Origin of the sequence: Streptomyces sp. N50 (assembly GCF_033335955.1) — a bacterium.
Taxonomy (GTDB): Bacteria; Actinomycetota; Actinomycetes; order Streptomycetales; family Streptomycetaceae; genus Streptomyces.
Genome location: NZ_CP137549.1, coordinates 2,353,585 through 2,366,185 on the forward strand (window position 1 = coordinate 2,353,585; position 12,601 = coordinate 2,366,185).

Genomic DNA, 12,601 nt, shown 5'->3' on the forward strand with positions numbered 1-12,601 from the left:
TGGTCCGGGGGTGACCCTGGTGTTCCCCTGACTTTGCTGTGGGCGCCCTACGAGAACGTGTTCCTCCCCACTACGATCAACAGGGCCCGACCTTCCTGACCCGTCCCCGTCCCTTCCCCCAAAAAGGACACACACCTCATGGGTTCCGCCAAGAACACCGGTACCGCGGCGCGCAAGGCACGCATCGAGGAGATGCGGCGCGCCGAGCAGTCCCGCGAGCGACGCGGCAAGATCGTGAAGATCGCGGCGAGCGCGGTGGTCGTCGCCGGTCTCGTCGTCGGCGGTGTCGCGGTCGTGCACGCGCAGTCCGGCAAGAAGGACAGTTCGGCGAGCGACTCCAAGAACTCCGCCTCGGGTCACTTCGTCGCCGGCGCGGACGGCGTGAACACGTGGAAGGGCACGCTGGGCCGCACCCACGTCACGGGCACGGTGAAGTACCCGATGCACCCGCCGGTCGGCGGCAACCACAACCCGGTCTGGCTGAACTGCAACGGCGACGTCTACACCAAGGCCGTCAAGGACGAGAACGCGGTGCACGCGCTGGAGCACGGCGCGGTCTGGGTGACGTACAACAAGAAGGCCCCGGCGGCCGACATCAAGGCGCTCGCGACGAAGGTGAAGTCGACCCCGTACTCGCTGATGAGCCCGTACGACAGCCAGAAGGACCCGATCATGCTGTCGGCGTGGGGGCACCAGCGGACCGTGAAGAGCGCGAGCGACCCGGCCGTGAACACGTTCTTCGAGAAGTTCGTGCAGGGCAGCCAGACGCCGGAGCCGGGCGCCGCGTGCACGGGCGGGCTGTCGCAGTGAGGTCCGCGGCTCTGATCGCCGGGGCCGCGGCGACGGCGCTCGTCGCGGCCGGCGCGATCACGTACGCGGTCGCCGAGGACGGCGGCGGGTCCAGCAACTCCTCTGCCCCTACGGCCGATTCGGCGGACGCCGGGTTCGCGCGGGACATGGCGGTCCATCACCAGCAGGCCGTCGAGATGTCGTACATCGTGCGCGACCGGACGAAGAACGTGGAAGTACGGCGCCTCGCATACGACATCGCGCAGACGCAGGCCAACCAACGGGGCATGCTGCTGGGCTGGTTGGACCTGTGGGGGCTGCCGAAGGTGTCCGCGGACCCGCCGATGACCTGGATGGGCATGGGGGACATGGCGTCCGGCAAGGACGGCGCGCTGATGCCCGGGATGGCCACCAACACCGAGCTGAAGAAGCTGAATTCGCTCAGCGGCAAGCCCGCCGAGGTGCTCTTTCTCCAGCTCATGACGGACCATCACAAGGGCGGTATCCACATGGCCGAGGGGTGTGTGGACAAGTGCCGGGTGGGGGTGGAGAAGCGGCTGGCGCAGGGGATGGTGGACGCGCAGCAGTCGGAGATCCAGCTGATGGCCGACATGCTCAAGGAGCGTGGCGCAAAAGCGCGTTCGTAAAGCATCCCCGGTCGTTCGTTACACGCCCGTAAGGAAAAAAGCCCCCAATTCGCCCTGGGTGACGGTTCCTTGGGCTTCTCTTGACTTTTGCGTTCCCCTGGCATGAACGGTTCATCGAAAGAGTGGCCCCCACGTGTGATCCATCCCGGACCCTCCCGCCGCGGGTTCCGTACGGATCGACGACGACCAACCACTCCATGCGTCGAACCGCATAGCAGGGGGTTTTATGAGATCCAATCGCGCCACCAGGCGCGCCGGCGTGAGCATGGCAGCGACACTGCCCATGATCGCCGGGGCGCTGGCGCTCGGCATACCCGCGGCGCACGCCGCGGACAGCCCGGGCCGGGACACGCTCGCGGGCACCAAGCCCGCGTGGGCGACGGCCAAGGCGGACAAGGGAGCGACCTCCGACAGCTCCAAGGTCTCCGCCCGGGTCTACCTCGCCGGCCGGAACGCCTCCGGTCTCGCGGCGTACGCCAAGTCCGTCTCGGACCCGAGTTCGGCCCTGTACGGCAAGTACCTGAGCGCCGCTCAGGTGCAGCAGCGCTTCGGCGCCACGACGGCCCAGGTGACCGCCGTCAAGTCCTGGCTGAAGTCCGCCGGGCTGAAGGTCACCGGCACCACGCAGCACTACGTCACGGTCTCCGGTGACGTGGCCGCGGTCGAGAAGGCGTTCAGCACCTCGCTGCACAACTACTCGAAGGGCTCGAAGACCTACCGCGCCCCGTCGAAGACGGCCTCCGCGCCGGACAGCCTCAACGGTGCCGTCCTGACCGTCACCGGTCTGGACAACGCGCCGCACAAGGCGAACCACGACGACACGCTGCCGGGTCCGACCGCGGTGTTCAAGAACTCGGGGCCGTTCTCCTCGTACTACGGCTCCAACACCGCGACCACCCTGCCGTCGGCGTACGGCAAGAAGATCCCGTACGCCGTCGAGGGCTACACCGGCAAGCAGCTGCGTGCCGCCTACGGCGCGGGCAAGTACACGGGCAAGGGGGTGCGGGTCGCGATCACCGACGCGTACGCCTCCCCGACGATCGCCTTCGACGCGGCCACCTACGCCAAGGCACACGGCGACAAGAAGTACTCGACCAGCCAGCTCAAGCAGGTGCTCCCCTCGGAGTACACGCAGACCGAGGCCTGTGACGCGTCCGGCTGGTACGGCGAGGAGACCCTCGACGTCGAGGCCGTGCACGCGGTGGCGCCGGACGCGAACATCACGTACGTGGGTGCCGCGTCCTGCTTCGACGACGACCTGCTCGACTCGCTCAGCAAGGTCGTCGACAACCACCTGGCCGACATCGTCTCCAACTCGTGGGGCGACATCGAGGCCAACCAGACCCCGGACCTCGCGGCCGCCTACGACCAGGTGTTCCAGCTGGGCGCGGTCGAGGGCATCGGCTTCTACTTCTCCTCCGGTGACAACGGCGACGAGGTCGCCAACACCAAGGTGAAGCAGGTCGACACCCCGGCCAACTCGGCGTGGGTCACGGCGGTCGGCGGTACCTCGCTGGCGGTCGGCAAGGGCGACAAGTACCTGTGGGAGACCGGCTGGGGCACCGAGAAGGCCTCGCTGTCGGCCGACGGCAAGAGCTGGACCAGCTTCCCCGGCGCCTTCACCTCGGGCGCGGGCGGCGGCACCAGCAAGACGGTGGCCGAGCCCTTCTACCAGAAGGGTGTCGTCCCGAAGGCACTCGCCACGGCCAACAGCGCCACCGGCAACCGTGTCGTCCCGGACATCTCGGCGATCGCCGACCCGAACACCGGTTTCAAGGTCGGCCAGACGCAGACCCAGTCGGACGGTTCGGAGTCGTACAGCGAGTACCGGATCGGCGGCACCTCGCTCGCCTCCCCGGTGATCGCGGCCGTCCAGGCCCTGGCCCAGGAGGCGCGCGGCGGCAAGGCGATCGGTTTCGCCAACCCGTCGATCTACGCCAAGTACGGCACGAAGGTCTACCACGACGTGACCGACAACCCGACGGGCTCCGGCCTGGCGGTGGCGCGCGTGGACTTCGCCAACGGCTACGACGCCACCGAAGGCCTGCTGACCTCGGTCCGCAGCCTCGGCAAGGACAGCTCGCTGTCCGCGGTGAAGGGCTATGACGACGTGACCGGCGTGGGTACGCCGGCGGACGGTTACGTCGCGTCGTACGTGCCGAAGCAGTCGCACCACAAGCACTGATCCACAGAGCGGTTCAGCAAAGGGGCGTGGGGTCCTGACGGACCTCACGCCCCTTTGCGTTCCCCTTCCTCAAGCAGGCGCAACGCACGGGGAAAGGGGCGGTCTCCGAATGGTCATCACAGGCCAGGGGTCCTATGCGTGAAGATCCCCTGGAGATACGGTCAGGACGCAGCGGTTGACGGGGCAATGACAACTCGCCCTCGCGGGCCGCCGCACCAGTTCGTACGGGGGGCAGTCTTCGAGAGCCGGAGCAGGCCGAACATCTTCGCGTCGCGCCGCCGAGGCCGCCGTCCGCCGCGTTGATCAGCCGACCCCCCGTTCACCCTTGACCACCGAACGGGGATGTCATGTCACACAGCACCGTACGTTCGAGACCCGCGGCCCAAGTGCCGCGCGCCGTCCTGCTGTTGCTCGCCCTGCTGCTCGGCGTGCTGGCGGCTCCCGGCCGTGCCGAGGCCGTCATCTGCCCCGGGGCGACGACCGACCAGACGCCGGTCGTGGTGGAGCCCGAGTCCGCGGACTCCACCACCACGACTCCGGTGCTGTCCACGGTTCTTGAGACGTACAACGGCGTCGGCAGCATCAGCGGCTCGCTCTTCGTCACCGACAGCTCGGGCAACGCGGTGGCCGGCACGCCGATGGCCACCGGCACCGTCCTCTCGGGCCGGCGCCTGACCTACCAGGTGCCCGCGGGCGCGCTCAGTGTCGGGACGGCGTACAAGTGGTGGGTCACCGCGTCCATCTCGGCCTGCGTGCACGCCAGCAGCAGCCCGATCAGCTTCACCCCCACCAGCTCCACGTCCTCGCCCGGGACGACCACGGGGCCCGACTCGGTGACGATCACCGGTTCGTCGCTGACCGCGGAGACGGCGAAGAGCGACTCCACCGCGTGCTCCGGCTCGCCGTGCCCGCTCTCCCCGAACCCCGCCACACTGGACGTCGGAGGAGACGGCACCTCGCACTGGGTCTCGGCGCTCCGACCGGACCTGTCGGCCATCCCCGCCGGATCCACCATCGACAGCGCCACCCTCGCCCTGACGTCCAGCGCCTGCCTGGGCGGCTGTGCCGGCGGCACCCTGGACATCGGGCTGGCACAGGACGACGTGACCACCCTGGCCGACGGCCCCTCGCTCGCCGCGGTCAGCACCACCCTCACCGCGAGCGGCACCGAGTCGGCGGGCACCTACGACATCACGACGCTGGTCGCGGAGTGGGCCAACGGCGATGTCGCCGACGACGGCATCCTGCTGTCGGCGTCGGACGGGACGACCGCGACCTCCGGGGTGGGCTACGCCGGACCGACCGCGGCCTCCGGAGCAGCGTCGATCAAGGTGACGTACACCCCGCCCGCCGTGCCGAGCGCCCCCACCTCGCTGACGACGACCGCGGGTGACGGCGGTGTCCTCGTGGCCTGGGCCGAACCGGCCTCGACCGGCTACGTCGAGGGGGAGAACGCCACCGACAACGACGACCCCGGCGACGGCGTCTCCTCGTACACCGTCAGCGCGGTCAACGCCGCCGGCAGCACCGTGGCCACGGCGACCACGTCCACCACCACCGAGGCCCTGCTCACCGGTCTGACCGACGGGACGAGCTACACCGTCAAGGTCAGCGCCACCAACCCGGTGGGCACCGGACCGGCGGCCAGTGCCACCGGGGTCAGCCCCGAGGCGGTGCCCGGCGGGCCCGCCCAGTACATCCAGGCGGCCGGCCAGATGCTGAACGCCCGCGACGGGCTGCAGAAGGGCACCTACACCACGTCCACCGCCGCACTGGCCTCGGACTCCTACTCCGCCTACGTGTCCACCTGGCTCGGCTACGAGTCCACCGCCGACGCCGGCGTGCACACCGCGGAGGCCGCGAACAGCGAGTCGGAGACCAGCGACACCACGACCCTGTCGAACTCCCTCGCCGCCCTCTCTGCGGACGGCGGCACGGTGACCGTCTACACCACCGCGGACGAGACCTTCACCACCGTCGACACGAAGACGGGCACCACGGACACCATCCCCGGCGAGGCGATCGACCAGGACGCGTACACCTTCAGCGTCGCCGGCACCGTGCCGCAGATCTCCCAGGCGGCCGACGCCGACGCCCTCGTCAAACCGGTGACCGCCGCCTCCGAGATCACCGCCTACTCCGCCACCCTCGACGGAACGCCCGCGAGCACGGCGTCCGCCCTGACCACCGACTCCGGTACCGGATACCTCACCGCCGGCACCGAGACGGTCAGCTCCTCGGGGGGCCACCGGGCCAACCTCTCCGGCGTCGTCGCCTGGGCGAACAAGTGGTACCGCGGCACGTACAACGGGTTCTCGGACGACTGCACGGACTTCGCCTCCCGCGCCATCCATTACGGCGGCAAGCTGAACGAGAACACGCCGAGCGTTCCGCCGCTGCACCACTCCGACGACCACTACTGGTTCCAGTCGCACGGCACCTTCGGGGCGACCACCAGCTACTCGTGGGCGGGCGCCTACCACCAGGCGAACTTCCAGAGCATCGAGGGCTCGTACTTCTACCACTACGCCCAGGACGTCGCCCCGGGCGATCTGATCTTCGCGAACTGGTCCGGCAGCTCGGCCTCGGGGATCTCCCACACCGGCGTCGTCGTGAAGAACGACGGCGGCAACATCTACATCGACCAGCACTCCAACACCCGGCACAACGAACCGCTGTACAAGGACGGCAGCCAGAAGACCTGGTCCTCCGGCCACCCCAACCTGCACGTGTGGGTCGTGTATCCCCACACCAAGTTCTGAAGGCCCGGCGAGAGCCGCAGAGAGAAGGAGCGGATGTGAAGGCATTCAGGCCCGCCGGCCCGCGCGCGGTGGCGGTCACGGCCGTAGCCCTGCTGGCGGCCGGCTGCTCGGGGCACTCCCAGCCGACGCAGACCCCGCACGTGCTGCTGACCAGCGGCGTCTACCAGGGCACGGCCTGGTCGGTGTACGCCTGGCAGCAGGGCGGGCAGCTGTGCATGGAGGTCGACGGGCCCGGCGGCCCGACGGCCTCCGGCGGACCGGACGCCGGGGCCTGCGGGTTCGACGAGAAGAACCCGTCGTCGGGCTACTACGCCAGTGGTCCGGGCCCCGGTGACAGCGACATCAACTACGGGCCGCTGCCCTCGCGCGCCACCCAGATCCGGGTGGCGACCAAGGAGATCCTGCCGACCAAGCCGTTCCCGGCCGGCAAGCGGCTGCCCACCGGTCGCTACTGGATCCAGATCATGGCGAAGGACTGGCCGCTCCCGGCGAACGGCAAGGAGATCTCGCCGAAGCCACTGGACGCCTCGGGCCGACAGGTCGCGTACCAGGACTTCTGACGCGGCAGGAAGAGGCGCGGGAAGAGACGATGGGGTGGCGTGGGGTGCACCACACCTCACACCACCCCATTGTGTCGCTCTGACGATTAAAGGCGATTACAGTGGACCCCGTGCCTCCACTGAACTTCTGGTCGATCTATCAGCACGGCTTCGCCCGCGTCGCCGCCTGCACGGGCCACACCGTGATCGCGGACCCGCACGCCAACGCCGAGGCCGTCCTGCGCCACGCCCGCCGCTGCGACGAGGAGGGCGTCGCCGTCGCCGTCTTCGCCGAGATGGGCCTGTGCGGCTACTCCATCGAGGACCTGCTCCTCCAGGACGTCCTCCTGGACCAGGTCGAGGAGGCGCTGCGGGAGGTGGTGACGGGGTCGGCGGACCTGCTGCCGGTGCTGGTCGTCGGAGCCCCGCTGCGCCACCGCAACCGGATCTACAACTGCGCGGTACTCGTCCACCGGGGCCGCGTCCTGGGCGTCGTACCGAAGTCGTACCCCCCGAACTACCGCGAGTTCTACGAGCGCCGCCAGATCGCCGACGGCGCGGACGAGCGCGGCGGTTCGATCCAACTCGGCGGCGAGAGCGTGCCGTTCGGCGTGGACCTGCTGTTCGCGGCGCAGGACGTACCGTCCCTCGTCCTGCACGCGGAGATCTGCGAGGACATGTGGGTGCCGGTGCCGCCGAGCGCGGAGGCGGCTCTCGCGGGCGCGACGGTCCTCGTCAACCTGTCCGGCAGCCCGATCACGGTGGGCCGCGCCGAGGACCGCAAGCTCCTCTGCCGCTCGGCGTCCGCCCGCTGCCTCGCCGCGTACGTCTACGCGGCGGCCGGCCTCGGCGAGTCGACGACCGACCTGTCCTGGGACGGCCAGGCGATGATCTACGAGAACGGCGCGCTGCTGGCCGAGACGGAACGGTTCCCGCTGGGCGACGAGTACGCGGTGGCCGACGTGGACCTGGACCTGCTGCGGCAGGAGCGGCAGCGGATGGGCACATTCGACGACAACCGCCGTACGCACAAGGCACGGACGGCCGACTTCCGCACGGTGCCCTTCGAACTCGCCCCGCCGCTAACGGACTTGGGCCTGCGCCGCCGCCTGGAACGCTTCCCGTTCGTGCCGGCCGACGCGGAGCGCCTCGCGCAGGACTGCTACGAGGCGTACAACATCCAGGTCGAGGGCCTCCAGCAGCGCCTCGCGGCGATCGGCGGCCCCAAGGTGGTCATCGGGGTCTCCGGCGGCCTCGACTCGACGCACGCGCTGATCGTCGCCGCGCGGGCGATGGACCGCGCGGGGCGGCCGCGCAGCGACATCCTCGCGTGGACGCTGCCGGGCTTCGCGACCAGCGACCACACGAAAGACAACGCGCACGCGCTGATGCGGGCGATCGGCGTGACGGCGGCGGAGCTGGACATCACGCCGACCGCACGCCTGATGCTCAAGGAGATGGACCATCCCTTCGCCTCCGGCGAGCCGGTGTACGACATCACCTTCGAGAACGTCCAGGCGGGCCTGCGCACGGACTACTTGTTCCGCCTGGCGAACCAGCGCAACGGCATCGTGCTGGGCACCGGCGACCTGTCGGAACTGGCGCTCGGCTGGTCCACGTACGGCGTCGGCGACCAGATGAGCCACTACAACGTCAACTCCGGCGTCCCGAAGACCCTGATCCAGCACCTGATCCGCTGGGTCGTCAGCAGCGACCAGTTCGACGAGGAGACCGGCAAGATCCTCACCGCGATCCTGGACACGGAGATCAGTCCTGAGCTGGTCCCGGGCGAGGAGATGCAGTCCACGGAGTCGAAGATCGGCCCGTACGCACTGCACGACTTCACGCTGTTCCACGTCCTGCGATACGGGTTCCGCCCGTCGAAGATCGCGTTCTTGGCGTGGCACGCGTGGCACGAGGTGGGGGCGGGGGCGTGGCCTCCGGGGTTCCCTGAGGCGAAGCGGGTCGCGTACGACCTGCCGGAGATCCGGGCTTGGCTTGAGGTGTTCTGCCGGCGGTTCTTCGGGTTCGCGCAGTTCAAGCGGTCGGCCATGCCCAATGGGCCGAAGGTTTCGGCGGGGGGGTCGCTTTCGCCTCGGGGGGATTGGCGGGCGCCTTCGGACGGGTCGGCCACTGCCTGGCTGCGGGATCTGGAGCGGTTCGACTAGGACTTGGCCTTCGACGGGGTCGGTGGCACCAGCGACCCCGTCGAGGGCGGCCGGGAAGAGCGACCATGGCACGGACCGAGTACTACGACGACCCGGCGGCACCTGAGCCGAACAGCCTGGTGGTCGCCGCGTCCGCCGTGGTGACCGACGACGAAGGGCGCGTACTCCTTCAGCGGCGGCGGGACAACGATCTCTGGGCGCTTCCCGGTGGCGGCATGGAGATGACCGACTCACTCCCAGGAACGGCCGTCCGGGAGGTGAAGGAGGAAACGGGTCTGGACGTAGAGATCACCGGGCTCGTGGGCACCTATACCGACCCGCGGCACGTCATCGCCTACTCGGACGGTGAGGTGCGCAGGCAGTTCAACGTCTGCTTCACCGCTCGCGCCGTCGGTGGTCGGCTGGAAATCTCGGACGAGTCCAGTGAGTTGCGGTTCGTCCAGCCGGACGAGATCGGTCAACTGCCCATGCACCACACGCAGCGGCTCCGGATCCGGCACTTCTTGGAGCGGCGTGAGCGGCCCCATCTCGGCTGAGCCGGGTCGGGCGGGTCCTTCGTGCCGGGGCTCCGGGACCAATTGACGCCGCTGCATGCCAGGGAGTTCGGTCCAGGTGGCGTCGACGGACACGTTGAAGAACCAGGACCGGTCCGGGGTGTCGATGATCGCGGTGCGCAGTTGCCGGCCGCGGCGTCGGGCGAGGATCTCGACGGTCTCGTCGAGGCCGAGGGTCGGCCGGCCGCGCTTCGACGATGTTCCCAGCCTCCTCCACGCGATGCCGACGGGACTTGGCTGCTCCATGCGGTGACTTCAGGGACTGGGTGCGGGTGGTGCCACGGTGCCACGGGGCTCGGATGCTGTGGGCAGCCCGCACGGCGAGGTGCGTCCCACCCCGTCGGTCAAGAGGCGAACCTCTCAACCGACCGTGACGGGTGGGCAGATGGGCCGGTGGGCCCGTGAGGGAAAGGTCAGTGCTGCAGTGCCTCGGCCTCGTGCGGTACGTGGGTTGCGACCACGCGCTCGCGGCCCGGTACCGCCCGGCGCCGGTCCACCATCGCCGCCGTGGCCGCGACTCCCAACCCCAGCACCGCCAACACCGCGCCGGCCACCGCAGGCGACGTAGCTCCGAAGCCCGCCGCCAAGGCCAGGCCGCCGATCCAAGCGCCGCCCGCGTTGGCCAGGTTGAAGGCTGCCTGGTTTGCCGAGGATGCCAGCGACGGGCCCGCCGAGGCCTTTTCCATGACCATCAGTTGGAGCGGGGAGCCCGTTACGAACGCCGCCATGCCCAACAGGACGACCGCCAGTGCCGCCGTCCACTCCGTGGTCATGAGGAGGGGGAACAGGGCCAGGACCGCCGCCAGGGACGTCAGGCCGCCGAACAGCGTGCCGCGGAGGGAGTGGTCCGCCAGGCGGCCGCCGACCAGGTTGCCGGCCGTCGCGCCCACGCCGAACAACGCCAGCAGCAGCGTCACGCTGCCCTCAGCGAAGCCCGCCGCGTCCGTCAGCATCGGGGTGATGTAGCTGTACGCCGAGAACAGGGCGCCGAAGCCCGCCACCGTCGTGCCCAGGGCCAGCCAGACCGGGACGGAGCGGAGAGCCGCCAGTTCGCGGCGCAGGCCCACCGCCGGAGCGTGTGCGTGGTCGTGCGGGATCAGCAACGCCAGGGACGCTATCGCCGCCACCCCGATCACGCTGACGCCGAGGAACGTGGCCCGCCAGCCCAGGTGCTGGCCCATCAGCGTGGCCGCCGGTACGCCCACGACGTTGGCGACCGTGAGGCCCAGGAACATCAGGGAGACGGAGCGGGCCTTGCGTTCGGGCGCGACCATGGTCGTGGCGACCACCGCGCCCACGCCGAAGAAGGCGCCGTGCGGCAGGCCGCTCAGGAAGCGGGCCGCGAGGAGGTAGTCGTAGTTCGCGGCGAAGGCGGAGAGGACGTTGCCCGCCACGAACAGTGCCATCAGGCCGATCAGGACCGTGCGGCGGGACATCCTCGAAGTCACCGCCGCCAGGAGCGGGGCGCCGATGACGACGCCCAGCGCGTACGCCGAGACCAGGTGGCCCGCCGTGGGGATGGAGACGTGCAGGTCGTCCGCGACCTCGGGCAGGAGGCCCATGATCACGAACTCGGTGGTGCCGATACCGAAAGCGCCGACGGCCAGAGCGAGCAGGGCCAGGGGCATGGAAGAGCCTGTGCCTTTCTAGGGAGAGCGGAGTTCCGTACTGTCCAGCTTAAGTTCAGTTACGGAACAAAGACTCCCAGGCCCGCTATTCCACCCGGTTACGAGCTCGTGTCGAGGTTCACACGGGCCGCGATCGGGAGATGGTCGCTGCCGGTCTTCGGGAGGGTCCAGGACGTGACCGGTTCGACTCCCTGGACCATGATCTGGTCGATCCGCGCCATCGGGAACGACGCCGGCCAGCTGAACCCGAAGCCGCTGCCCGCCGCGCCCTGCGTGGAGCGCATCTGGGAGGTGACGGCGTTCAGGGAGCGGTCGTTCATCGTGCCGTTCAGGTCGCCGAGGAGGATCTTCCGCTTGAGCGGCTCGGCGGCGATGGCCTCACCCAGCGCGTCGGCGCTCGTGTCGCGCTGCCGGGCCGTGAAGCCCGCCTCGAGTTTCACCCGGACCGACGGGAGGTGGGCGACGTAGACCGCGATCTGTCCCTCGGGGGTCGCGACGGTGGCGCGCATGGCGCGCGTCCAGCCCAGCTTTATGTCCACGGCCTTGATGCCGCTCATCGGGTACTTGCTCCACAGGCCGACCGTGCCCTGGACCGAGTGGTACTTGTACGTCGACGCGAGGGCCTTCTCGTACGTCGGGACCGCCGAGGCCGTCAGTTCCTCCAGGGCGACGATGTCCGCGCCGGACGCGGCGACGTCACGGGCCGTACCGGACGGGTCGGGGTTCTCCGCGTTGACGTTGTGCGTGGCCACCGTCAGGTCGCCGCCGGTGCCGGTCTTGTCGCTGAGCAGCAGCCCGCCGAAGAGGTTCAGCCACACGACCGTCGGGAGGACGACGGCGATGAGCGCGGTCGCCGACCTCCGGACCAGGCCGAGGACCAGGAGGACCGGGATCGCGAGCCCGAACCACGGCAGGAACGTCTCCGTGAGGCTGCCGAGGTTGCCGATCCGGTTCGGGATGTGCGAGTGCAGCAGCATGACGAGGGACAGGAGGATCGCGAGCGCGGCGAGGATCAGGCCCCGGCGCCAGATCCTGGGATCGTCGCGCCAGCCGCCGGTCAGTCTGTCCCACAGGCGCCGAAGTCGGTTTCCGCGCGGCTCGTCCCCCGAGCCGCCGTCGTCCGTCTCCGCCACATACGCCTGCTGTGCCATTCCGTCGCCTCACTACCTGCCGTGCACACCATCGTCCCCGCGCCTACGACCCTAGGGGATGATCGGTTCCGATCCGCCGTCCCATGACGGCCGTACGGGCACGAGGACGAACAAGTCGGTGTCCGGAGTTCCGAACACGCGCGGCCGCGGCGCCTTCTGTGACGGAACGCGCACATTC

The 12,601-nt window shown here is 69.6% G+C and carries 9 protein-coding genes; 7 read left to right on the forward strand and 2 right to left on the reverse strand.

Features of this window, described 5'->3' with window-relative positions:
* Nucleotides 1-138: 138 nt before the first annotated feature.
* From R2B38_RS10210 to R2B38_RS10240, 7 genes are all read left to right on the forward strand, one after another.
* Complete coding sequence (locus tag R2B38_RS10210; RefSeq protein WP_318015942.1) at nt 139-810, forward strand: DUF3105 domain-containing protein; 672 nt, start codon at nt 139-141, stop codon at nt 808-810.
* Nucleotides 807-1,436, forward strand: coding sequence for a DUF305 domain-containing protein (locus R2B38_RS10215; RefSeq protein ID WP_318015943.1), 630 nt, complete (start codon nt 807-809; stop codon nt 1,434-1,436). Before R2B38_RS10210 ends, R2B38_RS10215 begins: the two co-directional genes overlap by 4 nt.
* Before the next feature lie 265 nt (nt 1,437-1,701).
* A complete protein-coding gene (locus R2B38_RS10220) occupies nt 1,702-3,621 on the forward strand; it encodes a S53 family peptidase (protein ID WP_318021632.1) in 1,920 nt (639 codons plus the stop codon).
* A gap of 347 nt (nt 3,622-3,968) precedes the next feature.
* Entirely contained in the window at nt 3,969-6,383 is a 2,415-nt protein-coding gene (locus R2B38_RS10225) for a DNRLRE domain-containing protein (RefSeq protein WP_318015944.1), read from the forward strand.
* A 35-nt stretch (nt 6,384-6,418) separates the two neighbouring features.
* Nucleotides 6,419-6,943 (forward strand): hypothetical protein, encoded by a 525-nt coding sequence (locus tag R2B38_RS10230; RefSeq protein WP_318015945.1) that lies wholly within the window; start codon nt 6,419-6,421, stop codon nt 6,941-6,943.
* A gap of 110 nt (nt 6,944-7,053) precedes the next feature.
* Entirely contained in the window at nt 7,054-9,090 is a 2,037-nt protein-coding gene (locus R2B38_RS10235; RefSeq protein WP_318015946.1) for an NAD(+) synthase, read from the forward strand.
* A 65-nt stretch (nt 9,091-9,155) separates the two neighbouring features.
* Nucleotides 9,156-9,626: an NUDIX domain-containing protein gene (locus R2B38_RS10240; protein WP_318015947.1), complete on the forward strand. Its 471-nt coding sequence runs from the start codon at nt 9,156-9,158 to the stop codon at nt 9,624-9,626.
* A 431-nt stretch (nt 9,627-10,057) separates the two neighbouring features.
* Here R2B38_RS10240 and R2B38_RS10245 read toward each other — a convergent pair whose 3' ends face one another.
* Complete coding sequence (locus R2B38_RS10245; RefSeq protein ID WP_318015948.1) at nt 10,058-11,272, reverse strand: MFS transporter; 1,215 nt, start codon at nt 11,270-11,272, stop codon at nt 10,058-10,060.
* Nucleotides 11,273-11,370: 98 nt separating this feature from the next.
* Nucleotides 11,371-12,423 carry an endonuclease/exonuclease/phosphatase family protein gene (locus R2B38_RS10250; protein ID WP_318015949.1) on the reverse strand — a complete coding sequence of 351 codons (1,053 nt, stop codon included), beginning with the start codon at nt 12,421-12,423 and terminating at the stop codon, nt 11,371-11,373.
* Between the last annotated feature and the right edge of the window lie 178 nt (nt 12,424-12,601).